The organism is Sediminibacterium sp. C3 (genome assembly GCF_000508085.1).
In the GTDB taxonomy this organism is placed as follows: domain Bacteria; phylum Bacteroidota; class Bacteroidia; order Chitinophagales; family Chitinophagaceae; genus Sediminibacterium.
This window is the reverse complement of the sequence record NZ_KI669560.1, coordinates 1,544,626-1,569,986: the sequence shown is the minus strand read 5'-3', so window position 1 is coordinate 1,569,986 and position 25,361 is coordinate 1,544,626. Positions and strand designations below refer to the sequence as shown.

Sequence of the window (25,361 nt, the reverse complement as noted above, 5' to 3'; positions counted from 1 at the left end):
GCTTATTTTTTTTCTCTGGTTAATTTAAACTCAGAGCCTTCTTTCCATTTTGGAAAACTTGATTCAAAAGCCATTCTTCTGCCAACGGTAAACAACAATTGTAAATCGTTGATAGCTCCTTCTCCCGTCCAGGACTTTTCATCATAATGATCAGATGGCTGATGGTAATGTTTTTCATTAAACTCTTTTTCCATTGCTTTACCGTATGAACTGTCTTTACCAACAAAATCCTTTCCACTGTTTGCAAACAAAGCAGGAATCCCTTTTTTGGCAAAATTGAAATGATCAGATCGGTAATAATACCCGGCTTCTGTATGCTGATCAAAAGAAAGATAACCTCCCTTCTTGGTAATAGCATCATTCAGGTAATCTTCCAGCTCAGATTGTCCTTGACCAACCACAACCATATCTTTGGTTTTACCGAATCTGTTCAGACCATCCATATTGATATTAGCAACTGTTTTGTCAACAGGAAACAAAGGATTCTCTGCATAGTATGCAGAACCTAGCAGACCTTGTTCTTCAGCGGTTACAGCTAAAAAAACTATGGTTCTTTCCGGCTTCTTATTCATGCTTTTAAATGCTCTGGCCATTTCTATCAAACCGGCCGTTCCGGAAGCATTGTCCAATGCTCCGTTGTATACTGAATCTCCATCTTTATTGGGTCTTCCAATTCCCAGATGATCCCAGTGTGCCGTATATATAATTACTTCATCAGGTCTTTTACTTCCGGTAATTTTTGCAATCACATTACCAGATTTATTAAAACTGGCTTTTACTTTCATAGAAGTAGTCAGCTGCAAATTCAGGGGAACAGGTTTAAAACCAGACTGATTGGCTTTCTTCAGCAGTGTAGAATCAAATCCCGAAGCAACAAATAAGCGATTAGCTACATGCTCCGGAATCCAGCCAATCATATCACAGTTCGGAATATCTTTTCCTCTGTTGTCTAACTTTAGACGAGTTGTATTAAAACTGTTTTGTTGAACACTGAAAGGATAACTTGCGGCAGCAGTGTTGTGAATAATCAGACAGGCTTTTGCTCCCTGTCTGGCAGCTTCTTCAAACTTGTAAGTCCATCTTCCATAATAGGTCATTGCTTTCCCTTTAAACAAACTTGAATCTCCTATCCAGAAACCCGGATCATTCACCATAACCATCACAACCTTTCCCTTTACATCCAAACCTGCATAATCATTCCAATTGTATTCAGGAGCTACTACTCCATATCCGGCAAAAACCAGATCTGCATTATCTAAAGTAAAACTGGAATCGGTTTTATCTGTCCATACAATATAATCATCAAATGCTTTTAGCATAAAACTGCCTTTGCCGGATTTCACTTGCATGGAAGGCGCAGCTGTAGCCAGAATATTAGCCATGGGTACAGATTGAATATAACTGTCTCCATTACCTGGCTCCAGTCCTAATTGCCTGAATTGCTCTACCAGGTAATTAACGGTTTTAGTTTCTCCTTCCGTGAATGGTTTACGACCCATGAAATCATCAGAGGCAAGAACAGCAATATGTTTCTTAAGGGTATCAGCGTTGAATACTGAAAGACCATCTTCTTCAGAAAATTTTGAAGTGGAAGAATCGCATGCAAAAAAGAAAGGCGAAACCAGTAAGGTCAAATATTTTTTCATTGTACTAATTATTTCAAATTTTAATCTTTTAATTTATTTGCGCGAGCAATCAAATCAACATCAATTAACTCTAAAGATTGCACCATATTTTTTACAGTTTCCTTGTATAAAAGAAAATGAGGTGTTTGTATATGGGATTGATATGCTGCAAGGCTTGCATAAATTTCTAAAATAGTAATATTAGATGGATCTATTTTATCAGCAACTGCATGATAACTCAATACCCCCGGTTCCTTCTTAATTGCCTCCTGCATCTGAACTTTCAATGCAATATTATATTTATCCAGTTGATCAGGATTCACTTTTATCTTAGCAATTCTCACCATCTGCTTGGCACGCTGCATAGAATCATTCGGAGAAGATTTTTCAGATACCGGAACCAGTTGGCTTTTAGCCACTTGTGCTTGTAATGGAGAATATGTATTGAATAAAAAAAGACAAATAAACAATCGTAACATGGCACTGGTTTTAAAGATTACCAAGTTACAATAAAGAATTTATCTGGAAGGAATAGTGATGGTTTTTCTGGCGGTATCTGCGCAACCATTTCCAGTTACAATTAATTGAACAGTATAGGATTTGCTCGTTGTTTCTTTATTATATACTGTTTCTATGAAGCTGTAAAATTCATTATTGGTATTTCCATTTCCAAAACTCCATTGATAAGAATCAATGGTACTAGTAGGTATGGTAGACTTGCTGTTAAAGGACCATCTTTGAGTGGTAGGATAATCCCAAACCAAAGTCTCTTCAAACTTGGCAGTAGGCTTGGGATTCTCCCCTTTTGCGTTTACCATTTTATGGGTTCTGTAAATTTCCCTGCCATTGAGTTTTACACTCATAATAACATCATAGTCATTGGGAAATTTATATTTATACATGATTGGATTACCTGTTCTTACACCAGTGCCATCAGAAAAATCCCATTCATAAACTGCACCTGTTGGAACATTCTCTGCTTCAGCAGTAAATAATATTCTCTCGTTGGTACATGCATCAATAGACTCTGTTTTGAATTTTCCTTTGATATTGTACCTGCCTGGTATAGTTAATAAAATCGTGGTATCATCACTACAACCACTATTAGAGAGAATTGTCAATTTTACAGAATAAGTAGAATCATTGATGACTTTAGGAAATTCATGTCTAACCAGTCCAACCGAACTGATATGCTCTGTACCATCACCCCAACTGTATTTATACTGTACTATATCTCCTTGATTAATGGACGATGTACTGTTGAATGTCACGTAACTCAAATTCTGAGGAAAATCAAATTTAGTTGTAAAACTGGCTTCAGGCTTGGTTTGCTGACCCAATGCCTTAACGCCAAAACTTACTTTAGCCAGCATATTATTTGCATTGGCCATTACCATCAAAGTCACAACAAAAGATCCGGCAGCCTGATAAGAATGCGTGGTAGTAGCTCCTGTTGCTATATTTCCATCTCCAAATTGCCAGCTATAATACCCCCCCGCCGGTAAAGCAACGCCAGAGGCAGTAAAAGTAAATACTTCTGTAGAAGGGAAACAGGTAGAAGTCTGGCTAAACTTGGCTTCAACATTACCGTAAGTTACTGTAGTAGTATCTCTTGATACTGTAACAATTGCTCCTTTTGTTATTTGCGCAGAGTCTACCTGCACCAGCTTATCCAAATCAATAGCAGCGTCTTTTTTACAAGCAAAAAGACCCAGTACAGTCAGGCAAATGAACAAATGGTTACGTATCAATCTCATAAGGCTTATTTAGCCGGTACAGTTATATTGGCAACAGTTGTGTCTTTACAACCCGTATTACCAGTTACAATCAATCTAACTGAATAATTGGATGGTGTTGCAGCTTTTGTAAATTCCTGTTCAACTATCGTATTGAAATTATCGTCTACTCTGTTAAATGGCATTTCCCATCTGTAACCAGTTAAATATCCGTGTGGTATATTGGATTGACTGTAAAAAGCCCATACTTCCTTGGTTGCAGTAGAACTAACCACATTCTTTAACATCAGTGCTTTTGGCTTAATATTCTGCCCAAAAGCCCGAACTGGTTTATGGGTTTGATAAATGATTTTACCTTTTAGGGTAACCGTCATTTTAACATCATAATCATTCTGATAAGTAAACTGTTTTTTAACTGGACTGCCTGTAACCGCACCAGTTGCATCAGCAAAATCCCAAGTGTATTCTGCACCTGCCGGAACACCTGTTGCAGTTGGAGTAAAAATAAAATACTCATTCGTGCAAGCATCAAATTGCTCCGCAGTAAAGTTCCCGCTGATATTATAGGAAGCCGGAACAAATACATTCAAAGAAGCCGTATCCCTGCAACCAGAGTTGGCAGTAACAATCATCTTTACATTGTAGTTTTTGTCTTCCGGAACTTTTGGAAAGTTCTTTGGCATAAAAGAATTGGAACTATTGCTGGTAGTACCATCCGCCCAATCCCAGAAATGATCAACAATGGTACCAGTGGGCACTGTAGACCTACTGGTAAATGTCATATTGTTCAGGTAATTGATATCGGGCAAAGCACTGGAAAAAATGGCCGTTGGTGTTACTTGCTGCCCCAATGCTTTTACTGAAATGGAAGCTTTATGAAGCAAAACATCAGCCGAGTTCTTAATCTGAAGAATAATGGTATACGTAGCAGGGTTTCTGTACATATTTCTAACCGTAGTACCCGTTAAGGATTTACCATCCCCGAATTCCCAGATATATTTTGCACCAGCAGGTATTCCTGCAGCAGTTGCTGTGAATGAGAAAATTTCATTGCTGGGGAAACAGGCATCAGATTTTGCATAAGTAATGGTTACTTCTCCGTCTTTTACTGAAACTGTATCCCTGAATACAGCCGTTGCCCCTCCAATCGGGGGACTGTTGTCTTCTGTGGTTTCCTGAGCATCTGCGGGCTTATCTACCTCTTTTTTACAGGCCGATAGCAAGATAGCAGTAGTAAATCCTAATGCGATGAACAGTTGACTGAATTTCATGGTAATTGCTTATGCTTAACTAACAAGTACAACGAAAAACAAGCCTATTTATTGTAAAAATCATGTATTTGAGGCCATTATAAGGCTATAAAACAATTTTTTGACATTCAGTACCTGCAACTTACATTTGCACTCCTATGGGGGGTTAGCTCAGTTGGCTAGAGCGTCCCGATGGAATCGGGAAGGTCGCGGTTCAAAAACAAAGTTCTTTTGAAATTAAAATAAACGGGGGGTTAGCTCAGTTGGCTAGAGCGCTTGCATGGCATGCAAGAGGTCGTCGGTTCGACCCCGATACTCTCCACTCAAAAGCCCCTTTATGGGGCTTTTTTTATGCACTACAACGTATACATAATCTATTCACTTTCGCTCAACAAGTATTATACTGGTTCCTGCGAAGACTTCCCTACTCGCCTATCTCAACATAATGCAGGTAGAAATAAATCAACCAAGCCAGGTATCCCGTGGATACTTAAACACATTGAAAAATTCAATACACTTTCAGATGCCAGAGCAAGAGAAGCCTATATCAAAAAAATGAAAAGCAGAAAGTACATCGAATCTTTATTCTCTAATTAAATTAGAGCGCCCCGAATGAATTCGGGGAGGTCGTCGGTTCGACCCCGATACTCTCCACCAAAGCCCCTTTATGGGGCTTTTTTATTGCCCTTTACCTCTCATAACCAGAATACAAAATGGGCCGTTCGGCCCATAAATTAGGGAGCAAATAATAATATTTTGCAGCCGTATATGAGAAAATATAAGTACTGCGGAATTTATAACATCAAGTCATTTGCTTTAGGAATTTTATTATCCATAAATATTTCAGGTTTTTCACAAATAAGTGAAGCAGCAAAACAGAAGAACCTGGCAGCTGATAAAGCCTGGTCATCCGGCGATCAAAATGAAGCCGTAAGATTGTATCTGGAATCTATAAGCCTCTCGCCTAAACAAATGCTCCCTTATCAACGTTTAGCTTTCTTCTTTGAAGCTAAGGGATTAACGGACAGAGCTTTGTCTTACCTCACTAATGGTATTTCTCAGAATCCAACTGCTGCTCTTTTTTCACAAAGAGCCTTAATCTATTCTTCATTGAAGAATTATGATTTGGCAAAAGCGGACGAAGAAAATGCCATATTGCTTAACAAAACAGATCCAGTACATTACTACAATGCAGCACTTTTTTCTTACTATCTGAAAGAAGCTAATCCAACCCGTTATTTTGATGAGGCAGATAAAATTGCTTCCATCCCCAAACCTGAGATTTGGCTCAGACGTGGATTATATTTTGCAGCTGGACCTGCAGATTATAAAACTGCAAAAAATTGGTTTGATAAAATTTTCACAAATGGAGATCATCCTTCCTATTCCCCCAACGACTTAAACCTGATGGGCATTACATCCTATCAAAACAAAGAATTCAATAATGCCGAAAAATTGTTCAAGGGTTCATTGGAACGCAAGGAGGACCCGGATGTAATGGGAAATCTGGCATCCGTATATGTTGACCAGCAGAATTGGCAAAAACTACTTGAATTATCAAAAAACATGGTCAGCAAATACCCCGAACATATCATGGCAAATGCCTATTACGGTGTGGCCCTGGTTCGAACAGGTCAACAGAATGAAGGCAACCGGTTCATAAAAAAAGCCGAATCACTTCAGCAGAAACAGCAATAACACCCAATACATGAAGGCTATTTTATTTATTACTTCTTTAGCTTTACTATCTACAGCCAATGCGCAATGCATTAAAGGGGACTGTACCAACGGAACCGGCAGCTTCAACTTCGGATACGCAATATATACTGGTAGCTTTAAAAATGGCAAACCTCATGGAGCCGGAGTAATGGATTATGGGAATGGAGAAAAATATGAGGGCCAATTTGTTAATGGAACAGAAGAAGGAGAAGGTGTTTTTTATAAAAAAGGGACTTCAAAAAAAGTCTGGTATGAGAAAGGAAAAATCGTTCGCGAAACAGAAATGGTTATCACAGGAGGTCATATGCCTAATGTAGAAGGCTGTTCCTCCGGAGATTGTTTAAATGGTTCCGGTGTTATGATTTATCCGAGCAAAAACAAATATTCCGGGCAATTTAAAAATGGACAAAGACATGGAACCGGCACTTTCACTTTTGCAAGTGGCAATAGTTTCGTGGGAAAATTTCATCAGGATCTGCCTGTTGAAGGAACATTCAATTATGCGAGGGAGTCGGTTAGCTTCACAGGCAAAGTAAATGAAGACTGTACTCCGCAAACTGGCAATTATTATTATCCCAATACAGAAGCCACGGTGACCATACTGAATGGCAAAATCACCAAAATTGTAAATCCAAAGGCAGACAAACTGAAAGCAGAAATGAGCCAGATGGATGCCGCACAAAAACCTACCACCTGTACCCGCTGCAATGGCAAAGGCATTTCTGGCTATTCCAGGGTAAGTGTTACCAATACTGTTGAAAATGTGGGGGTTGACCGCTATCTGAATGGCCGATACACTACTACTACTCGTTATGGCAGAACATCTTTCCCGGATATCTGCACAGACTGTGGGGGCAAAGGAATTAAAACAAATAAATAATCATGATCAAATTATCAAAATTTGTAAACAAAAGACGCCGTAGCATTTTTTTAATCGGGAGTATATTTTTACTTCTAACCATCCATTCGAAATCGAACGCACAAAACACGAATGCACTTCCACCACAAGGCGCGCCCGGAATTTTTACAGTTTCGGTAAATGGTAAACCCATGTTGTTCAATCCAAGTAAGCTACTTGCTTTCAGGGTAAAAGAAGACGGATCCATTTCCATTTCTGCGCAAACATCTACCGATATATTCAACACCAATATTCTCGTGATGAATATTGCACCATCAGATACCACCAAACTGATTACGAATGGAGAATATAAAATTGTGCCAGAAGATGATGCAAGCAACTTCATAGTTAGAGCCGAATATTCTTCCAATGCAAATGGGAATAGCTCGTATTGGTGGAGTGATGCAAGTCGGGTAAAGGGCGGACAAATTATCATTGATCTAATCACTACAGACCGAATCAAGGGCAGGTTCTCCTTTACCGGTGTATTAGAAAAAGAAGACGGCAGCATGGATGCTAAGAACCTCGTGAAAATCACCAATGGAATTTTTGATTTACCGCTGGAAACCAGAAGTCGAATAGACCCAAGATAAAAACAACGTCGTCTAAAAAAACATAAAAAGTATGAAAAAAATTATTGTCATCCTCTCCTTATTCTTGCTTTCTCATAGCATGAAGGCTCAGGAAACAAATTCCAGTAAATTAAGATTTGATTTGGTTTTTTTAATCGCAGATGCTGCAAAGGGATTTCCGGAAACCTTTAATTCTCTTACAGACAACAAACCCTACGGGAGGTATTATAGCGCAAAAAGAGCGCTTTTTGGAATTACGGAAAGTGCAGGTTTAACCTATCTTCCGCCGAGGGAAAAAACGAAGTACAACGAAGCAGAAAATGAGGCGTTTTATTTTACTCAATTATTTAAAACTGGGAAGCCCTATTATGATATTATTAAGGACTCTCTGGAATTGATTTTAGATGGTTCAGCCAAAGAAGCAGGTCTTAAGAAAATTAAAATTAAATCCCCAAAACAGTCTAGTTTTAAATGGACAGGATACCAATACGCCATCAATAAAAAGACTGCCTTCAGCATCATTTATGATGATGATGATGATAATAGTATCCGACTAAGAGTTTATTCGCCCTTTCGTCCTGCAGATGTTTCTCCTCCTTTAAAAACATTGGGCTGTATTGTTATTTCATTTGACAACTTCGTTTATAAATATGTTGCACCGGTTTACGGAGAGAGCATGAATGACATTAGCAGCACAGCTGCATTGGCTGCTAAAGCATTTAATAATTCGGGTATTGTTGGGAAAGATTACCAATACACATGGTACCCCAACAAAACCGTATATGATATTCAACAGATGTTTAAAAAACCAATAGTTGTAAGTGAAATAGGTGGCGTAACAGCCAAATAAACAAGATTGATTAAGCAAAAAGCCCGACCAAATGGTCGGGCTTTAAAATTTTATAAGGTGCCTCGTCCTAAAATAAGTTGACACAAAAGTTGACTTATGCAGAGTAACAATTATTTAAAGAGAACCCAAAGGGACTACAGCTTATCCTTTAAACTTCAGGTAGTTGATGAAGTTGAAAAAGGGCACTTAACCTGGAAACAGAGTCAAAAGAAGTATGGCATCCAGGGAAGAAGTACCGTTTTGGTATGGTTAAGAAAACACGGAACTTTAGATTGGACTAGTAAATCTCCCATGAAAAAGAAAGCACCACCGAAGACGTACATATCGCAATTGGAAGCAAAGATCAAACGGCTTGAAGCAGAGAAAGAGATATTAAATAGAGCCATAGATATTGCCGATGATATGTTCGATACTGAGATTAGAAAAAAGTTCTTACCCCTGTCACAAGCAGCTTCCGACAAACAGGGGGAAAAAGAAGAGAATACAGCGTCGGAAGAATAGCATTAGTCTTAGGTTACAGTCGTCAAAATGTATACAAGCAGCAAAAAGATAGGATAAAAAAGACGTTAACACTAGAGGCTGTCAAAAAGCTAGTGGATAGGGAAAGAAAACAACTGCCTAGAATTGGAACGCGCAAAGTATACTATCTGATTAAAGAAGATTTACAGAAGAATGGACTGAAGTTTGGTCGGGATAAGCTCTTTGGCTTAATGCGTCATTATGGGTTACAAATCAATCCCCGTAGGCGCTACACACAAACAACCATGAGTAAACATTGGCTAAGAAAATGGCCTAATCAAATCAAGGGGAAAACAATAAATCATCAGGATGAAGTTTGGGTAAGCGATATAACATACATCAAGACAGAACAAGGAAATTGTTATTTGAACATGATAACGGATGCCTACAGCAGAAAAATCATGGGCTATGCTGTTGAAGATAATATGGAAACCGAAAGTATGATTGAAGCCTTGAAAATGGCTGTAACACAACGAAACAACCCAAGTATGTCAACCATCCATCATTCAGACAGAGGATTGCAATATTGTAGCAAGGAATATGTGCTAATGACAGCAAAAAATAATATACAATTAAGCATGACAGAAAATGGAGACCCTTACGAAAATGCATTAGCCGAAAGAATGAACCGTACCATAAAAGAAGAATTTGGAATGGATCGGAAATTGAAAAGTAAAGAACAGGTCAAACAGTTAGTTCAAGAAAGTGTGTTTTTATATAACAACAAAAGACCACATCTAGCACTTCAAATGAAAACGCCAGATCAGGTCTACAACAAAAAAATCCCGGCTACCTGAGGCAACCGGGACTTATTTTAAAACTGTCAACCTATTTCAGGACAATTCAAGGCTTTCAAGCCATAATAGCAATTACTCCCAAATCTGGTCTTTGCCTTCCAGCCATAATTTCACAGACTCTGTAGTTACAGATTTTGGTCTTTCCAACGGGAAGCCCAAAGCTCTATCCCAGCAAAGGCTTGCCATTACACCCAATGCACGGCTTACTGCAAATAACACGGTGTAGAATTCATATTCAACAAAACCATAGTGTACCAATAATGCACCACTATGAGCATCTACGTTCGGCCATGGGTTTTTGATTTTACCCAATGATTGTAAAATTGGAGGTACTGTTTCGTAAATATTCCAAACAGTATTTACCAGCTTATCATCCGGCATATGTTTCTTGCCAAATTCCATTTGTGCAGAGAAACGCGGATCTGTTTTACGCAAAACAGCATGACCATATCCTGGTACTACTTTGCCAGAATTCAAAGTATCCTGCACATATTGTGCAATCTGCTCTTTACTTGGACTATCCGTTCCCAACTTTTCCTGCATTTCAAAAATCCACTTGATCACTTCCTGATTAGCTAACCCATGTAAAGGACCAGCCAAACCATTCATACCCGCAGCATAGCTTAGGAATGGGTCACTTAATGCAGAACCCACCAGGTGAGTGGTATGAGCGGATACGTTACCTCCTTCGTGATCTGCATGGATTGTCATATATAAGCGCATCAACTCCTTAAAGCTTTCATCGTCATATCCCATCATGTGGGCAAAATTTCCTGCCCAGTCTAACAAACCATTGGGTTGAATATGTTCGTTATTTCTATATTTTCTTCTGTATATATACGCTGCAATTCTAGGCAAACGGGCAATCAAATCCATTGCATCGTCATAGGTTGCATCCCAGTAATCTTTTTTATTCATTCCCTTTGCATATTCCTTGGCGAAATTGCTTTCAGTCTGCAAAGCCATGACACCCACTACAAACATGGTCATTGGGTGCGTATTCAGCGGAAGCGCATCAATGGTAGCAAAAACATGGTTCGGAACATGGCTTCTTCTCTGCCACACACTGGTAATATGGTTCACTTGCTCCTCAGTGGGCAATTCTCCCATTAACATCAGGTAGAACAATCCCTCTGGTAAAGGTTCCCCTCCACCGGGTGCTTTTGGCAGCTTCTCCTGTAATTCAGGAATAGAGTAGCCTCTAAATCGGATACCTTCCTGAGCATCCAGTAAACTGGTTTCAGTTACTAAACCGGTAATACCTCTCATACCCTGATAAATTTGGGCAAGAGTAACTTCACCAATTTTTTTATTTCCGTGATCTTTTAAAATGGATTTGATTTCAGCGGAAGCTATATCAGCTTTTGCTTTAAACCTTTCTTTAATTATTCCCATGGCAATCTATTGTTAGATAATCTGTTTTTCAAAGGTAATTGAAGTTGCAACTGTAACAAAATCAATGCCAATCTGGTTCTAAATTTTCACAAATAATTATTTTGGAGCCTTACGATACAAGTACGCCACAACCAGCAGGAATATCATATTGGGTATCCATGCTGCCAGCAAGGGGTGTAAATCACCCTTTGTGGAGAAAATGGTTGAAAAACGGTCTGTAACGATGAATAAGGCAGCGGTCACAAATCCCACCGCCAGGTGTACCCCACTTCCTCCTCTGACTTTACGTCCGGCAACTATGGCACCGATAAGCGTAAGTAAAATGACCGTTACGCAAGTGGCATCCCTGCGATACCGCTCTACTTTTAAACTATTTAAACCTTCAGATCCCCGCAATTCTTCCAGCGCAATGAAACGGGACAATTCCGGGGTGGTCAATTTGTCTTTTGTGTATTTGTCTCTTGTTAAGTCGGATGGCTTAAAATTAAAGTTCATGAGGCGGGTAGCTTCCTGAACCACTTGTTCCTGCATGGGTTGAAGCTTTCTGTCAAATACAACATCCATTTTCCATTTCCGCGAAGCAGTATCCCAGATGATGGATTCTGCTCTTAGATTCTCTACCACTTCGTTACCCTTTACTGTATACAAAAAAACAGGTCCCCCTCTTTTTACCAAAGTATCATAATAGTGGATACCTGCATAGGTAAAAGAATCTATCCGCAGATAAATATGATTGGACTGACCCAGTAAGGCATTATAGCTTGAATTGGCATCGATGTATTTGGCTTCAAAATTTCCCCTTAGCACATTGGCTTTAGGTACCACATACTGGTTGGCAAACCACAATATGGTAGCCATTATAATTCCCCCTATCCAATAGGGCCTCAGCCATCTTGAATAACCGGTACCGCTGGCAAGTATGGCAATGATTTCACTGTTACCTGCCATTTTAGAAGTGAAAAAAATGACTGCAATAAACACAAACAGTGGAAAAAGCAATGCAATGATATGAGGTATAAAACCAGCATAATAATCGGTCACAATCCGTCTGAATCCGAGTTGAGAGCGTACAAAGTCGTCTGTTTTTTCACTAACATCAACAACCACCGCTATCACCGCGAATAAAAAAATAGCAAAGAAGAAGGTGGTAAGAAATTTTCTGAGTATGTACCAATCAAGCTTCTTCATTCATTCAAAGATAAAAAAAACATCCATTAAAATGGATGTACAATTTCTGGGCTTCAGTAGGTAGCGGATTAGTAAGTATTACTAAAATAATCACACTCCTTCAACCTGCATGACTTTTAAGATGAAAGTGAATAAATATTAAAATGCGCTGCGCTTATCCACAGCCTTTTTTCCGGGGGGAGATTACAACCGCCGCTTCACTATTTCTAGCATTTCTTTTTTCCAGCTTGCAAAACTATTGTCCAGTATATGCTTTCTCGCTTCACCCACTAACCACAAATAAAAACTGAGGTTATGTATACTGGCCAACTGCAATCCCAGAATTTCCTCTGCTACAAACAAATGGCGCAAATAGGCTTTTGTATAATACTGACTGGGTTCAGAAGGCAAACCAGGATCAATGCTGCTGAAATCGGTTGCCCACTTTTTATTTCGGATATTGATTACACCCTGCGTTGTAAACAGCATGCCATTTCTACCGTTACGGGTAGGCATTACACAATCGAACATATCAATTCCTAAATCGATGCACTCCAGTAAATTCCAGGGTGTTCCTACTCCCATTAAATAACGGGGTTTATCTAAAGGCAGATTTTCGGTGCAAAGTGCGGTAAACTCGTACATCATTTCTTCAGGCTCTCCCACACTTAACCCACCAATGGCATTACCCACAGCATTGCGTGAAGCAATGTACTCACAGGAAGCTTTTCGTAAATCTTTGTAGGTGCTTCCCTGAACAATAGGGAATAAATTCTGTGTATACCCGTATTTATCAGGTGTTTCAGCTAAGCGGGCAATGCATCGGTCCAGCCAACGATGGGTTAATTCCATGCTCTTTCTGGCATACTCATACGTACTGGGATATGGCGGACATTCATCAAAAGCCATGATAATATCTGCCCCGATACTCCGCTGAATATCCATTACCGATTCAGGAGAAAACAAATGCCGGCTCCCATCTATATGAGACTGAAAAACCACCCCTTCCTCTTTTATTTTTCTGTTGGCCGCCAACGAAAAAACCTGATATCCGCCACTATCTGTTAAAATAGGTCGATCCCATCCATTAAAGCGGTGTAATCCACCGGCAGCTTCCAGTACGGCCGTACCTGGTCTTAAATACAAATGGTAGGTATTTCCTAAAATAATCTGCGCCTGTATATCCAGCTTCAGTTGTTGCTGCGTAACCGCTTTTACTGAGCCAACTGTGCCAACGGGCATAAAAATCGGAGTCTGAATCTGACCATGATCGGTTTGAATGGTTCCTGCCCTTGCAGCGGTTCCATTTGAGGTATGTTCAAGTGAATAACTTAGTGCAGCCATCCTGCAAAAGTACTGGTCTTTGCCCTATTTTTGCGGCATGATCATACCCGATATTGTCTGGACCATTAGTTTTGGACTTTTTTGTACAGTTATTGCCATTCAGGCTTTTTATTATTTATACTTCTTCAGAAGAATGGCTTATTATCATAATAAAGAAAAAGAAGTATCTGTTGAACATCCCGTATCTGTAATTATTTGTGCAAGAGACGAAGCGCATAACCTTGTGAAAAACCTTCCCGGGGTTTTGGTTCAGGACTACCCAACTACTCACGAAGTTGTTTTGGTTAACGACAACTCAACCGACGAGAGTAAATATGTAATTGATGAATTCAAACGCTCCTTTAAAAACCTGAACATGATTGAGCTTACCCAGGAAGCCAAAATGATCAGTGGTAAAAAGTTCCCTTTATCCATGGGAATCAAGAGCGCCAAATATGAAATTGTCTTACTCACAGATGCAGACTGCGTTCCCGCTTCCGAAAACTGGATTAAAAAAATGCAGGACGCTTACGACGAGGAAACAGAAATTGTACTGGGTTATGGAGCTTATCACAAAAAACCCGGCTTACTCAATAAGCTGATTCGATTTGAAACTTTTCATACGGCTATGCAGTATTTTTCTTACGCTTTGGCTGGTAAGCCCTATATGGGCGTAGGCAGAAACCTGAGCTACAAAAAAGAACTCTTTTTTAAGAATAAAGGATTTTCTTCCATCAATCAAATCCCTAGCGGAGATGACGATTTATTTATCAATCAGGTGGCAACTGGTTCCAATACGGCTGTATTAATGGATCATGATGCGCACACCCTAAGTGATCCCAAAACAACCTGGGGCGAATGGATGACACAGAAATACCGTCATTACACAACCGGTAAATATTATAAACCCATTCATCAATTTCTGTTGGGTTTGTATTCCTTTTCCTTGTTCTTCGTTTACCCGCTTCTGGCTATTTCCATCATTTTCTTCAATTGGCAACTAGCCTTGGGAGTGTATTCAGTCAGATTTTTATTGCAGGCATTTATCCTTTACAAAGGAATGGCAAAACTGAATGAGAAAGACCTTTACCCCTGGTTCCTGTTTTTTGATATCTGGATGTTTTTTTATTACCTATTTACTGTACCTGCTATATGGAAAGCGCCGCGCAAAAACTGGGATTAATTACCAAGTACTTTGATGATTTTACTCCGCAGCAGTTGCATCAGCTGGGTATGCTGGAAGAATTGTATAAAGAGTGGAATGCCAAAATCAATGTCATTTCCAGAAAAGACATTGACAGTATTTATTTACACCATGTACTTCATTCATTAAGTATTGCAGCCATCGCAGATTTTAAGAAAGGGCAGCAGATCATTGATATAGGTTGTGGTGGTGGTTTCCCTGGCGTACCATTGGCCATTTTTTTCCCTGAAGTAGAATTTCTTCTGGTAGACAGTATTGCAAAAAAATTAAAAGTAGTAGATGCCGTATGCGAAGCAGCAGGCATAAAAAACATCACTACCAAGCATTCCAGGGCAGAAGATATTACCAACAGAAAATTTGACTTTGCTGTTTCCAGAGCAGTTGCGCCACTGAAAGAATTATTAAAGTGGAGCATGCCATTAATTAAAAAACCTAACAGCCCAATAACAGATGGCAGCATCAGAAACGGACTCATCTGCTTAAAGGGGGGCGACTTAAATCAGGAAATATTTGAAAGTGGTGCCAGGCCTAAAATGATGCCCATTGTGAAAATTTTTCCGGAAGAATACTTTGAGGAAAAATACATTTTACACGTTGCCAAATAAACACAATAAAAAACCCGCAGCATCTATTTACTGCGGGTTTTGTTTTTGGGCAATCCCTTCTAATCAGGAATCACCAGTTTATTATTGGTTCTGTTGATATCTGCCAAACGTTGGCTAGGATCAATCTCGATGGATTTTATATCTGATATGGCTCTGGATGTATTAAAGCTGTAGTCGGGGTGAGTCCATTTCCATGGAGTGTGCATGGTTCTTGGAACAGCAGACTCAGCTGCTTTTGATCCATACATAATATCCAATGGCATATAATGCATTTCCTGGCTGCCATCTTTAAAAGTCACCAGTACATCTACCGGCATGGGCATTTTACCTAAACGCTTGATGGTGATGGAAGTTTTATTGTTAACCATTGCAATATCTCCTACTGCATAGTCAATAGTCTTGGTACTGTTGATCCAATATTCCTTGTACCAGTCCAACTCTAAACCACTTGCCTTTTCTGCAATACGAATAAAATCATTTGGATTAGGATGTTTAAATTTCCAGGTATTATAATAGTCCAATAAAATTTTATCTCTTACTGTGGCACCTGTAATGTATCCGAGTTGCTCAATAAAAACAGCTCCTTTGCTGTAAGCTGCAGAACTATAAGCATAATTGGTATTGAAATGGTCGGCATGGGTACTTGCAGGTTCTTCGTATCCACTTCTTGCCAGTCTGATATACCCCATGTAAGTTCCGTTATACCAGAAGCCCGGGCTGTTGCGCAATGTGGCCAAAGCGCGCGTGCTTGAATAATCTGTAAAGCCCTCATCCATCCAGGGATACAATGCTTCATTGCTGCCTAAAATCATCTGATACCAGCTATGCATCCATTCATGAATAGCTGTTCCAAGGCTGGCACTTTTAATAAGCGTAGCCATTGGATATTCCATACCACCATCGCCACCCTGAACAAACGTGTAAGTCTTATAAGGATATGCTCCGAAAGTTTTTGCAATAATCGGATATACCAAAGCACAGGTATCTGCCATTTTCTGCCAGCGATTTTCTAAGGAATCCACTTTCTTATAAACAACACGCAACAGCGGACCTCCTTCAGTTGTTCTGGTAATCATTTTGTATTCGGGATCGGCTGCCCACATAAAGTCATGCACATTATTGGCCTGCCATTTCCAGGTTAAGGTTTTACCAGATGCAGGTTTCACAGTTACGCCTTTGGCTTCATATCCAAATCCAATTTCATTGGCATTCAGTAAATCTCCGCCAGCGGTTACCATATAGTTTTTATCGATGGTGATATTCACTTCAAAATCGCCCCATACACCGTAGAATTCTCTGGCAATATAAGGATTGGCATGCCAGCCCTGATAATCATATTCCACAACTTTGGGGTACCATTGTGCCATGCTATATCTAATGCCTTCTGCATTATCTCTTCCGCTTCTTCTGATTTGAACAGGAACCTGTGCTTCAAACACAACATCCAGGGTAATTTTAGATTTAGGAAGAATCGGCTTGGTCAAAACAATTTCCAGGATGGTTTCATGCTCTTTTAAAGCTTGAGCAACTCCGTTAATTGTGACTGATTTTACTCGTTGGTATCCGATTTCATCAGGTGTTAGTTTGCTGATACGATCTTTTACACGCGCATCCCAGTCAAGTCCATCGTTGTTTCTTCGCGGGTCTGACAACTTTGTTTTACCAAGCTCCCTGCTTCTTACATCCATGCTACTGTTAGGCTGAAAAGCATTCCAGTACAAATGCATAAACATCTTGTTCAGTGTATCGGGGGATTGATTAAAATAATCTATTTTCTGGGTGCCGGTAAAACGGTTGGTAGTTACATCCATATTTACATTCATGGTGTATTTAATCTTCTGTTGCCAGCGGTCGGGTTGTGCTGTAACTGCTGTACTGATCAACAGTAAACTAAAAATAAAAATTGCGTCAATCTAGGCATGGTATTGATTTATCGTTAGCAATGAATTAAAATAAAGGAAGGTAAATTTCCGAAATTAATTTGAGAATTCTAATCAGGCAAGCCATCAACTACCAGTACAATTTCACCTTTCACCGATTTAGATTTAAAATATTCTGCAACTTCTATTAAAGTTCCTCGTTGATTCTCCTCAAATATTTTGGTTAGTTCTCTGGCAACAGAACATTTTCTCTCCTCGCCAAAATATTTCGCCATTTCTTCGAGCGTCTTTACTAATCGCATGGGACTCTCATAAAAAATCATGGTCCTTTCTTCGTTAGCCAGTTTTTTCAATAGGGTCTGCCGGCCCTTTTTCAAAGGCAAAAAGCCCTCAAATACAAACCGGTTGGTTGGCAATCCACTATTTACCAATGCAGGCACAAAAGCTACTGCACCCGGCAAAGTCTCCACTTTAATTTTCCGTTGTATGCATTCGCGAACTATCAGAAAAGCCGGATCAGAAATTCCAGGTGTTCCTGCATCGGTTATCAATGCCATGGTTTTACCAGTTTCCAGTTGATCGGCTATATGCGATACAATTTTATGCTCGTTGTGCTGATGATAAGGACTTAAAGGCTTCTGAATATTATAATGCTGCAGTAACTTGGATGAAGTTCTGGTGTCTTCACACAAAATAACATCCACCGCATTCAGTACTTCCAGTGCGCGTAAAGTAATGTCCTTCAGATTGCCTAAAGGTGTAGGAACTAAATAAAGCAAATTATGCGTTTATACTGATCTCAAAAAACTCCATCACCTGATTAGCCAGTAGTTGTTTAGCCGCTTTTTCAGCAATCAATTTTGCTTCTTCTGCAGATCCGGCTTCAACCGATAGGGTAATGCGTTTTCCCACTCTTACGTCTTCAACCTGGTGTATGCCTAAATTGGCCAACCCTCCTAAAACGGCTTTACCCTGAGGGTCTAATAAATCTTTTAAAGGCATTACATTGATGGCTACTTCAAACTTCATGATTCGGTTGATTTAAAGAACAAAGATAGAATTACATAAGCAATAAACCCTGCCGAAATTGCCAGCCAGCCAAAAAGAAAGGCAACGGGTAAGGCAATAGCCAAAATTATTAGAAAAGGTATTATTTTACGGAAATTGATTCCGTTGAATTTCAACGCCAGCATTGGTATCGTAGATATCATACCAAAACTTAGAAACAGGATCAGACCATACCATAACCAAGGATTTAAGAGCAAATCCATAATCCACGCATCTTTGGCATACCAGTTAACCAATGGAAAGGAGGCCAGCAGAATTCCGGCAGCGGGAATGGGAATTCCTTTGAACCCAACCGACTTTGACGTATCTAAATTAAAACGGGCCAGTCGGTATGCACCAGCGCAAGGCAATAACAATGCTGGTAATAATGCCCATTCCGTGATATCTAATCCACCTTCTGAACTTGAATAGGAAAAACGCAGAAACTGAAGGACAATCATTGCTGGTGCAACCCCAAAACTCACTACATCGGCAAGAGAATCCAATTGTTTTCCCATTTCAGAAGCCTGTTTCATCCAGCGAGCTACAAATCCATCCAGAAAGTCAACCAGACCAGCCGCAAAAATGAGCCAGCTGGCCCACATCATTTTTTCAGGAATACTCACCAAGCCATCCCCTTCCGCCTGGTAAGTCAGGCCAGGTTGCAATATGTACAAAATAGCTGTTGCACCTAAAAATAAATTCAACAGCGTAAAACAATTAGGAATATGCTTCATGCTATTTACGCTTCATATATGATTCAATCTCATCTGCAGTAATCGGGATATTCTTCATCAGATCATTGTTCCCGTTTTTGGTAATCCAGAAATTATTTTCAATTCGGATGCCCATTCTTTCTTCTTCAATGTAAATACCGGGTTCAATGGTAAATAACATACCCGCCTGAATAGGTGCCGTCCTGGTTCCCAGATCATGTACATCTATGCCCAGGTGATGAGAAATTCCATGGTACAAATATTTGCGATATGCTCTGTTTTCCTTGTCTTCATTTTTTACATCGGCTTTTGTTATCAGACCAATTTTAATAAACTGTTTGGTGGCTTCCTCTCCCACTTTATCGGTATAATCCAGAATATTGATACCTGGTTTTAAAATTGATTTGGCGTAGTTATGTAAATGAAGACAGGCATTGTATACTTCTTTCTGCCTTTTGGTAAACTTACCGTTCACAGGAATGGTTCTGGTTAAATCCGCACAATAGCCACCATATTCAGCGCCAAAATCCATCAACAACAAATCTCCGTCCTTGCAAACTGCATTATTAGAAACATAATGAAGGGTTCTGGCATTATCGCCACTGGCAATAATACTTCCATATGCCGGACCCGTTGCACGATTACTAAGAAAGCTATGCCAGATTTCAGCTTCAATTTCATATTCATGAACCCCAGGTTTCACAAACTTCATGATTCTCCTGAATGTCAAATCGGTAATATCAATGGCTTTTTGAACTACAGCTATTTCTTCCTTCGTTTTAATGGCGCGCAAGTCCTTCATTATTTTAGCCGCACGCATAAACTGGTGCAATGGGTAACGGGCTTTCATTTCAGCAATGAAGCGATACTCCCTGGTTTGAATATTAGAAGCCTTTCTGTCATTTTCGTTACTGTCTAGATAAATGGTATCAGCCAGATGAATCCACCCCTGTAACAGAGCATCCAGACTATCTAACCAAATAATGGTTTGAATGCCTGATATTTTCCTGGCTTCTTCTGCTCTCAGTCTTTTCCCATCCCATTTTTCTTTCAGTTCATTGGGTCTAACCAATACCAGCACTTCCCGAAAATTGGGATCAGGATTATCAGGAAACAAAATCACCATTGAATCTTCCTGAACAATACCACTCAGCCAGAATAAATCGCTGTTCTGTTTAAATGGATGCAGGGCGTCTCCATTACCTGGCCACTCATCATTGCTTACAAATACGGCAATACTATTCGTGGTCATCTTGCGTACGAAACGCTTTCTGTTATTGATGAAAATGTTTGAGTCTAATGGAAGATATTTCATGCGTAATCGTTTGTATTACGCAATATATAAAGTTTGAGGCACTTAAAAACGAACAGTAGGACATTTAACAGAACGTCCATTCGAGCTGGAGAAAATCCCGTGTTTTATGATGGATAACTCATATGCGCCTCTGGTTGCATTTAATCTGCCCAATGAAGAAATAGTTGCATCATAATTAACCGTAATCTGAAGATCATTAATGGAATAGCCAATCATAGGAATAATTGCATCCCTGTTTCTGTAATAAAGCCCCACAATCATTTGTTGTGCTCCGTTTCCACCTAAGTTACGGTTAGCATTCATTCCCATTACCAATTCATTTTTATTTCCAATGGTACTGAAATATATATTGGGATTTAGTATCCAGATATCTTCTACTTTAATACTTGCATTGGCGAAAAAATTAAATCTTGCAGGCACTCTTGCATCACTGATATTGGCAGCAAAAAAACTTTCTCTCGGGCGGTTAATATGCATCATAGAGAAACCTGCATTGAAATAAAAGTTTTCTGATGCGAAATAAGCATAGTTCAATCCCATATTCAAATCTAAATATCCCACCTGGCTAAATGCAAAGGGTTCATTGGAAGGAATAGAAACATCAAAAAACTGACCATTCCACTGATTGTCAAAATTTAGTTTGGCAATATCAACCCGCTTGGTGGTTACTCCTGCACTGAATCCAGCACTCAACAAACTATTGTACCCCAGCATCTGATGCCATGCCAAAGAAAGGGATGCTCCGGTTGCTGTTAGTTGTCCTGTTCCAGCCACATCTTTTAGGATGCTGCCTCCAACACCCATCCAACCATTCTCGAAACGATTGGCAAATAGTTTCGCATCCGCCCATACACCCATCGTTTTATATCCTCCACCAACTGACGTAAAACTATTTCTGTAATTTAATCCAGCCCTGTAATCATAGTCTGGATTAAACCCAGTGTTGGCAGGATTTACCAGCAAGGGAGAATTAAAATATTGAGAATAATTTAATGCCTGCGCAGCAACCCATTGCTGCATCAACAACATCAGCAATAAACCCAGCAAACGGTATGATATTTTCAATACTTTCATTATTTGATTTCTGTATTATCGCAGAAGGGTAATATCCCCTTTTTTAGTTGCTTTTTCTTTATTGCTAAATTCAATTTCAAGCGTATAATGGTATACTTCCTGTGGCTGTAACTTTCCGTTATAGGTACCGTCCCAGCCGTCCGACGGACTGGTTCCGAAATAAACCAGGGTTCCCCATCGATTATAAATCCGCCAACTCATTTTAGAGATCCCAAAACCCCTTACAAAAATCCGGTCATTTACCCCGTCTCCATTAGGAGAAAATGCATTGGGTACATTAAAGCCGGGAACAATGGTAATAGCAACGGGAACACAGCTGGTATCGGCACAACCAGCATCATTAATGGCAATCACACAGGCATTGTAAGTACCCGTAGCATTGTATAAATGTTTAACAGTAGTGTCAATGCGACTGGTAAATAAACTGTCCCCATCACCAAAAGTCCATTTATATCTGTCAGCTCCGAAACTACTGTTCGTAAACGTAACAGGCGTATTGGGTTCGGTAGGATCAGGACTAAAGCTAATGCCAGCAGTCGGTTTACCTCTTACACTGATCGTGAAATTGGTGGTATCTGCAATATTACAGGTAGAGGAATCAATGGCTATCAACCGAACATTGTAATTACCCACTGCAGTATACAAATGCTGAGGAGATGTTTGAGTAGATGTATTTCCATCACCAAAGTCCCAGATAAAAGTACGTCCGGCTAAAGAAGTGTTGTTGAACACAGCTGTATAAGGTGCACAACCCAATGATGGTGTTTCAAATCTGGCATCCACCAGCGGTGAAATTCTGAGTTGTGTTTCAATGCTATCCAGTTCATTACAAAAACTGGTATCAATTAAAATCAAACGAACATTGTAAGTACCAGGCGCTGCATAGGTATGCGTTACAGGACCAAAAGAAGCTACTTGTCTGGTTCCATCGCCGAAATCCCACCGGAAGGCATTGGCACCAAAGTTCCTGGGTGCAATGGATGTATTATCGAACCGATAAGTTAAGGATTCACAAGGCAATAATTTATTGGGAGTAAAACCCAATACCGCTTCATCCGCTCTTACCCGCATGGTAATAAAAGCAGTATCGTTCACATTACACGATGCCGGATCGGTGGCAATTAATCTTACACGATACACCCCAACATTGTTGAATGTATGGGTAACAGAAGAATTGTTCGTGGATACTTCAGGTGATCCATCATTGAAATCCCATCGATAACTCCGGGCCAATTCCAGTGTATCAGAAAAAACAACGGTTAAAGGAACACAACCGGAAGTGTCCCTGGCAACCCCGTTAATGGAGGTTTTGATACCTGCACCAACCCCGGCCAAATTGAAGGCAATTTTAATGGCAAGCAGGTTGCAGGAATTACTGCGGTTAGCCGTAGACCATGCACCACCAGTACCCAGTATAGGTCTGCTTGGATCACCGTTTCTTCTGCAGGAACAAATGGATTGATAAATGGTACCATTCGGATCAAATCTGCTGGTACCTCCATCAACGTGATCTGCAAACCCACCGGTTTGACCAAAGAAAGAACCATAAAGTTGCCTTTGTGCATCTCTCTCGAGCACAAAGAAATAAAAATCTGCACCGTCCGTATTAGATTGATAGGCATCTGAAGTAATGGGTAGATTGGTAATTGGGCTGGTTGGGAAACTATTGATATTACTGCCACCCCAGCCTGAAACATACACATTCCCACAACGATCAACCAAAAATGCAGAGATAGACAAGTTGGGAGTGGTTGATCCAGCAGAACCAAAATTGCTTAAATAAATTATGCTAGAAAGATCCGGCTGAAATTTTACAATAAACTGTTTACCGGTTGCCTGTACAGGATTGGCCGTATTATAAGGCGAATTTTGCGGCGTGAGTGTTCCAGTGGTTGTGCCCACTATATAAGGATATCCCTGGCGATCAAACTGAATACCAAAAATAACGTCCACCAGATTGGTTCCAAAATAAGAAGTGCTTTGGATAGTAGAACCATCCGGAGATACAATGCTGATGAATCCATCTACCCCTCCGTTGAAATTCTGAAATCCAGCGGGTGCATTGGCTCTTGCAGGCATATTATCACTTGCGGTAGCGCCTGCTACATAAATATTATTGTTGGCAGGGTTAATAGCCAGTACAAAAGCAGCATCATCATCATTCCCACCCAGGTAACTGGAAAAAATAACTTGAGAAAGTGTTGCATTTAATTTTATCAGCACGCCATCCTGCATTCTTCCGTTGAATCTTGCGGCACCACTGCTTCTTTGAAAAGCACCGGCACTGGTAGGAAAATCGATTGACTGTGTTACAGATGCCAATAAAATATTTCCCTGACTGTCAAAAATCACTTCACTTCTGGCATCATCTCCGTAATTTCTTCTGGTAGTTTCCGGACCGGTAGGATTTTCATAATTCGGACGAATATTAATACCATCTCTGCCACTTCCTCCAATACGCAGAGAGCCAATTAAGGCGGTACCGCTGGGATTTAGTTTGGTCAGGACTATATCATGGGTTCCCCCTCCCGATCCATACAAAGGAAAGCTACTTACTGTTGGATAATTATTAATAGAAGAGGTTCTGCCCGCAATTACCAGATTTCCCGCCGCATCAGCTACCAAACTATGTGGCTGCTCGTTCCCCGATCCCCCAATATAGGTTGCATAAATGAGGCTGGTTCCTCCTGGTTCAAACTTCAGGATACCCATATCAAACCCCTGGATTTGTCCTTCGCTGATTCCTCCTCCGAATTGCCTTTGAAATGCACCTGTAGTTGTAGGAAATCCTGGACTGAAAACAATTCCGCCAGCATAGAAATTACCTAATAAATCATAAGTGGCTGTAAAGCCCCAATTATCCGCAACACTGCCTGAATAACTGATAAACACAGGCTGGGGGTCAATCACCAGTGTCTTTGATTTATCGTAAGTGTTATTCACTTTTATCTGCACCAGATTACCCTTCACTTCATAGGCACAATCAATTTCTTTTCTATTGGCATCAGACAATTGATAACTATAGGGAATGGTCTCCTGTAAAACACCAACAGAAGTCTTGATTTGCAAAGCACCATTCTTTAGAGAGAGTCCATTGGTTCCTTCATAAAATAAAATAATTTTTGATGGATCACCTCCGGGATGTACAATAATGTCATATTTCAATACCCCATTATTGGTGTAATATCGGATATCAATATTGGGGTACATATTTTTATAAGTTACCGACTGAAAAGTCTTGACATCGGTTGCCCATTTAGCAGGATCATTCCCAATAAAATAATTGCTGATCCCTGCTACTGGTTTTTCCTTAATAATCTGGGGATTGGGATTCGCGTTCAAAAATCTTACATCATAAGCATGAGAACGCAATATCAATTGATCATTGCCTGTTTGAAATTTGGGAGTCACTTCCGATTTAACGGATGGTTCTCCGTGAACAGAATGTGCATGCCTTGATCCTGCAATGGCTGCATAATCATCCACATTGTGTTGTAGTACCCTGTAACCGTTTTTGGTTAGTGCAAATGCACTGGCAGATAATTCACTTTTAAACTGAATAAAGGATTCCCATTGTCCCTTATTTTCTACAAAATCCAGGTATCCCTGTGCGTCAACACGAATAAATCCAATGCAGAAAATCAATATCAGGCTAATGTATTTCAAATT

At 39.9% G+C, this 25,361-nt stretch carries 23 protein-coding genes and 1 tRNA gene; 10 read left to right on the top strand and 14 right to left on the bottom strand.

From position 1 onward, the window contains the following. Nucleotides 1–2 precede the first annotated feature (2 nt). Genes F777_RS0107265 through F777_RS16040 form a run of 4 tightly spaced genes read right to left on the bottom strand, consistent with a single transcriptional unit; the run spans nt 3 to nt 4,632 of the window. Nucleotides 3–1,646 (bottom strand): M28 family metallopeptidase, encoded by a 1,644-nt coding sequence (locus tag F777_RS0107265; RefSeq protein WP_026751462.1) that lies wholly within the window; start codon nt 1,644–1,646, stop codon nt 3–5. A 20-nt stretch (nt 1,647–1,666) separates the two neighbouring features. Further along, complete coding sequence (locus F777_RS16045; protein WP_235785902.1) at nt 1,667–2,104, bottom strand: putative quinol monooxygenase; 438 nt, start codon at nt 2,102–2,104, stop codon at nt 1,667–1,669. 39 nt (nt 2,105–2,143) lie between these two features. Then, nucleotides 2,144–3,382, bottom strand: coding sequence for a PKD domain-containing protein (locus F777_RS0107255; protein ID WP_026751461.1), 1,239 nt, complete (start codon nt 3,380–3,382; stop codon nt 2,144–2,146). 5 nt (nt 3,383–3,387) lie between these two features. After that, the gene (locus F777_RS16040; protein ID WP_037351671.1) at nt 3,388–4,632 is read right to left on the bottom strand and encodes a PKD domain-containing protein; all 1,245 of its coding nucleotides are present in this window, start codon (nt 4,630–4,632) and stop codon (nt 3,388–3,390) included. 227 nt (nt 4,633–4,859) lie between these two features. Here F777_RS16040 and F777_RS0107240 point away from each other — a divergent pair. From F777_RS0107240 to F777_RS0107205, 8 genes are all read left to right on the top strand, one after another. After that, nucleotides 4,860–4,933 (top strand) — tRNA-Ala (locus F777_RS0107240). A 29-nt stretch (nt 4,934–4,962) separates the two neighbouring features. Continuing rightward, complete coding sequence (locus tag F777_RS17230; RefSeq protein WP_051408492.1) at nt 4,963–5,208, top strand: GIY-YIG nuclease family protein; 246 nt, start codon at nt 4,963–4,965, stop codon at nt 5,206–5,208. A 171-nt stretch (nt 5,209–5,379) separates the two neighbouring features. Then, nucleotides 5,380–6,309 carry a tetratricopeptide repeat protein gene (locus F777_RS0107235; RefSeq protein ID WP_026751460.1) on the top strand — a complete coding sequence of 310 codons (930 nt, stop codon included), beginning with the start codon at nt 5,380–5,382 and terminating at the stop codon, nt 6,307–6,309. 10 nt (nt 6,310–6,319) lie between these two features. Beyond that, nucleotides 6,320–7,210, top strand: coding sequence for an MORN repeat-containing protein (locus F777_RS17225; protein ID WP_026751459.1), 891 nt, complete (start codon nt 6,320–6,322; stop codon nt 7,208–7,210). 2 nt (nt 7,211–7,212) lie between these two features. Next, nucleotides 7,213–7,821, top strand: a complete 609-nt coding sequence (locus tag F777_RS0107220) for a DUF6252 family protein (RefSeq protein ID WP_152530885.1) — start codon at nt 7,213–7,215, stop codon at nt 7,819–7,821. Between the two features lie 31 nt (nt 7,822–7,852). Next, on the top strand, nt 7,853–8,650 hold the full coding sequence (locus F777_RS0107215) for a hypothetical protein (protein WP_152530884.1): 798 nt from the start codon (nt 7,853–7,855) through the stop codon (nt 8,648–8,650). Between the two features lie 96 nt (nt 8,651–8,746). Then, complete coding sequence (locus tag F777_RS18575) at nt 8,747–9,151, top strand: hypothetical protein (RefSeq protein WP_026751455.1); 405 nt, start codon at nt 8,747–8,749, stop codon at nt 9,149–9,151. Then, nucleotides 9,148–9,966 (top strand): IS3 family transposase, encoded by an 819-nt coding sequence (locus F777_RS0107205; protein WP_026751387.1) that lies wholly within the window; start codon nt 9,148–9,150, stop codon nt 9,964–9,966. Before F777_RS18575 ends, F777_RS0107205 begins: the two co-directional genes overlap by 4 nt. 72 nt (nt 9,967–10,038) lie before the next feature. Here the strand turns inward: F777_RS0107205 and F777_RS0107200 are convergent, their stop codons facing one another. The 3 genes from F777_RS0107200 to tgt form a co-directional block, all read right to left on the bottom strand. After that, nucleotides 10,039–11,361, bottom strand: a complete 1,323-nt coding sequence (locus F777_RS0107200) for a citrate (Si)-synthase, eukaryotic (RefSeq protein WP_026751454.1) — start codon at nt 11,359–11,361, stop codon at nt 10,039–10,041. Between the two features lie 96 nt (nt 11,362–11,457). Next, a complete protein-coding gene (locus F777_RS0107195) occupies nt 11,458–12,549 on the bottom strand; it encodes an LptF/LptG family permease (RefSeq protein WP_026751453.1) in 1,092 nt (363 codons plus the stop codon). A 183-nt stretch (nt 12,550–12,732) separates the two neighbouring features. After that, a complete protein-coding gene (gene tgt / locus F777_RS0107190) occupies nt 12,733–13,872 on the bottom strand; it encodes a tRNA guanosine(34) transglycosylase Tgt (RefSeq protein WP_026751452.1) in 1,140 nt (379 codons plus the stop codon). A gap of 37 nt (nt 13,873–13,909) precedes the next feature. Between tgt and F777_RS0107185 the strand changes: the two genes are divergently transcribed. Next, nucleotides 13,910–15,034 carry a glycosyltransferase gene (locus F777_RS0107185; RefSeq protein WP_026751451.1) on the top strand — a complete coding sequence of 375 codons (1,125 nt, stop codon included), beginning with the start codon at nt 13,910–13,912 and terminating at the stop codon, nt 15,032–15,034. Continuing rightward, nucleotides 15,004–15,660, top strand: a complete 657-nt coding sequence (rsmG, locus tag F777_RS0107180; RefSeq protein WP_235785901.1) for a 16S rRNA (guanine(527)-N(7))-methyltransferase RsmG — start codon at nt 15,004–15,006, stop codon at nt 15,658–15,660. The genes F777_RS0107185 and rsmG overlap by 31 nt, the downstream gene beginning before the upstream one ends. Nucleotides 15,661–15,719: 59 nt before the next feature. Here rsmG and F777_RS0107175 read toward each other — a convergent pair whose 3' ends face one another. The 7 genes from F777_RS0107175 to F777_RS0107145 all read right to left on the bottom strand — a co-directional run bounded on the left by F777_RS0107175 (nt 15,720) and on the right by F777_RS0107145 (nt 25,358). Further along, nucleotides 15,720–17,543 (bottom strand): M1 family metallopeptidase, encoded by a 1,824-nt coding sequence (locus F777_RS0107175; RefSeq protein ID WP_235785900.1) that lies wholly within the window; start codon nt 17,541–17,543, stop codon nt 15,720–15,722. A gap of 107 nt (nt 17,544–17,650) precedes the next feature. Then, the gene (gene rsmI, locus F777_RS0107170; protein WP_026751448.1) at nt 17,651–18,319 is read right to left on the bottom strand and encodes a 16S rRNA (cytidine(1402)-2'-O)-methyltransferase; all 669 of its coding nucleotides are present in this window, start codon (nt 18,317–18,319) and stop codon (nt 17,651–17,653) included. Between the two features lies 1 nt (nt 18,320). Continuing rightward, complete coding sequence (purS, locus tag F777_RS0107165) at nt 18,321–18,569, bottom strand: phosphoribosylformylglycinamidine synthase subunit PurS (protein ID WP_026751447.1); 249 nt, start codon at nt 18,567–18,569, stop codon at nt 18,321–18,323. Further along, nucleotides 18,566–19,324: a CDP-diacylglycerol--serine O-phosphatidyltransferase gene (gene pssA / locus F777_RS0107160; protein WP_026751446.1), complete on the bottom strand. Its 759-nt coding sequence runs from the start codon at nt 19,322–19,324 to the stop codon at nt 18,566–18,568. Before pssA ends, purS begins: the two co-directional genes overlap by 4 nt. A 1-nt stretch (nt 19,325) precedes the next feature. After that, nucleotides 19,326–20,618, bottom strand: coding sequence for an aminopeptidase P family protein (locus F777_RS0107155; protein ID WP_026751445.1), 1,293 nt, complete (start codon nt 20,616–20,618; stop codon nt 19,326–19,328). Nucleotides 20,619–20,660: 42 nt separating this feature from the next. Further along, nucleotides 20,661–21,692: a PorP/SprF family type IX secretion system membrane protein gene (locus F777_RS0107150; RefSeq protein WP_071790312.1), complete on the bottom strand. Its 1,032-nt coding sequence runs from the start codon at nt 21,690–21,692 to the stop codon at nt 20,661–20,663. Nucleotides 21,693–21,707: 15 nt separating this feature from the next. Next, nucleotides 21,708–25,358: a gliding motility-associated C-terminal domain-containing protein gene (locus F777_RS0107145; protein WP_037369971.1), complete on the bottom strand. Its 3,651-nt coding sequence runs from the start codon at nt 25,356–25,358 to the stop codon at nt 21,708–21,710. Nucleotides 25,359–25,361 lie beyond the last annotated feature (3 nt).

What these genes read in the sequence shown, in the direction of transcription:
- pssA (WP_026751446.1), bottom strand. Translation starts at nt 19,324, where the DNA reads ATGAAGCATATTCCTAATTGTTTTACGCTGTTGAATTTATTTTTAGGT.
- F777_RS0107215 (WP_152530884.1), top strand. Translation starts at nt 7,853, where the DNA reads ATGAAAAAAATTATTGTCATCCTCTCCTTATTCTTGCTTTCTCATAGC.
- tgt (WP_026751452.1), bottom strand. Translation starts at nt 13,872, where the DNA reads ATGGCTGCACTAAGTTATTCACTTGAACATACCTCAAATGGAACCGCT.
- F777_RS16040 (WP_037351671.1), bottom strand. Translation starts at nt 4,632, where the DNA reads ATGAAATTCAGTCAACTGTTCATCGCATTAGGATTTACTACTGCTATC.
- F777_RS0107150 (WP_071790312.1), bottom strand. Translation starts at nt 21,692, where the DNA reads ATGAAAGTATTGAAAATATCATACCGTTTGCTGGGTTTATTGCTGATG.
- F777_RS0107200 (WP_026751454.1), bottom strand. Translation starts at nt 11,361, where the DNA reads ATGGGAATAATTAAAGAAAGGTTTAAAGCAAAAGCTGATATAGCTTCC.
- F777_RS16045 (WP_235785902.1), bottom strand. Translation starts at nt 2,104, where the DNA reads ATGTTACGATTGTTTATTTGTCTTTTTTTATTCAATACATATTCTCCA.
- F777_RS0107265 (WP_026751462.1), bottom strand. Translation starts at nt 1,646, where the DNA reads ATGAAAAAATATTTGACCTTACTGGTTTCGCCTTTCTTTTTTGCATGC.
- F777_RS0107255 (WP_026751461.1), bottom strand. Translation starts at nt 3,382, where the DNA reads ATGAGATTGATACGTAACCATTTGTTCATTTGCCTGACTGTACTGGGT.
- F777_RS17225 (WP_026751459.1), top strand. Translation starts at nt 6,320, where the DNA reads ATGAAGGCTATTTTATTTATTACTTCTTTAGCTTTACTATCTACAGCC.
- rsmG (WP_235785901.1), top strand. Translation starts at nt 15,004, where the DNA reads ATGGAAAGCGCCGCGCAAAAACTGGGATTAATTACCAAGTACTTTGAT.
- F777_RS0107235 (WP_026751460.1), top strand. Translation starts at nt 5,380, where the DNA reads ATGAGAAAATATAAGTACTGCGGAATTTATAACATCAAGTCATTTGCT.
- F777_RS0107195 (WP_026751453.1), bottom strand. Translation starts at nt 12,549, where the DNA reads ATGAAGAAGCTTGATTGGTACATACTCAGAAAATTTCTTACCACCTTC.
- F777_RS0107155 (WP_026751445.1), bottom strand. Translation starts at nt 20,618, where the DNA reads ATGAAATATCTTCCATTAGACTCAAACATTTTCATCAATAACAGAAAG.
- purS (WP_026751447.1), bottom strand. Translation starts at nt 18,569, where the DNA reads ATGAAGTTTGAAGTAGCCATCAATGTAATGCCTTTAAAAGATTTATTA.
- F777_RS0107220 (WP_152530885.1), top strand. Translation starts at nt 7,213, where the DNA reads ATGATCAAATTATCAAAATTTGTAAACAAAAGACGCCGTAGCATTTTT.
- F777_RS0107185 (WP_026751451.1), top strand. Translation starts at nt 13,910, where the DNA reads ATGATCATACCCGATATTGTCTGGACCATTAGTTTTGGACTTTTTTGT.
- F777_RS17230 (WP_051408492.1), top strand. Translation starts at nt 4,963, where the DNA reads ATGCACTACAACGTATACATAATCTATTCACTTTCGCTCAACAAGTAT.
- F777_RS18575 (WP_026751455.1), top strand. Translation starts at nt 8,747, where the DNA reads ATGCAGAGTAACAATTATTTAAAGAGAACCCAAAGGGACTACAGCTTA.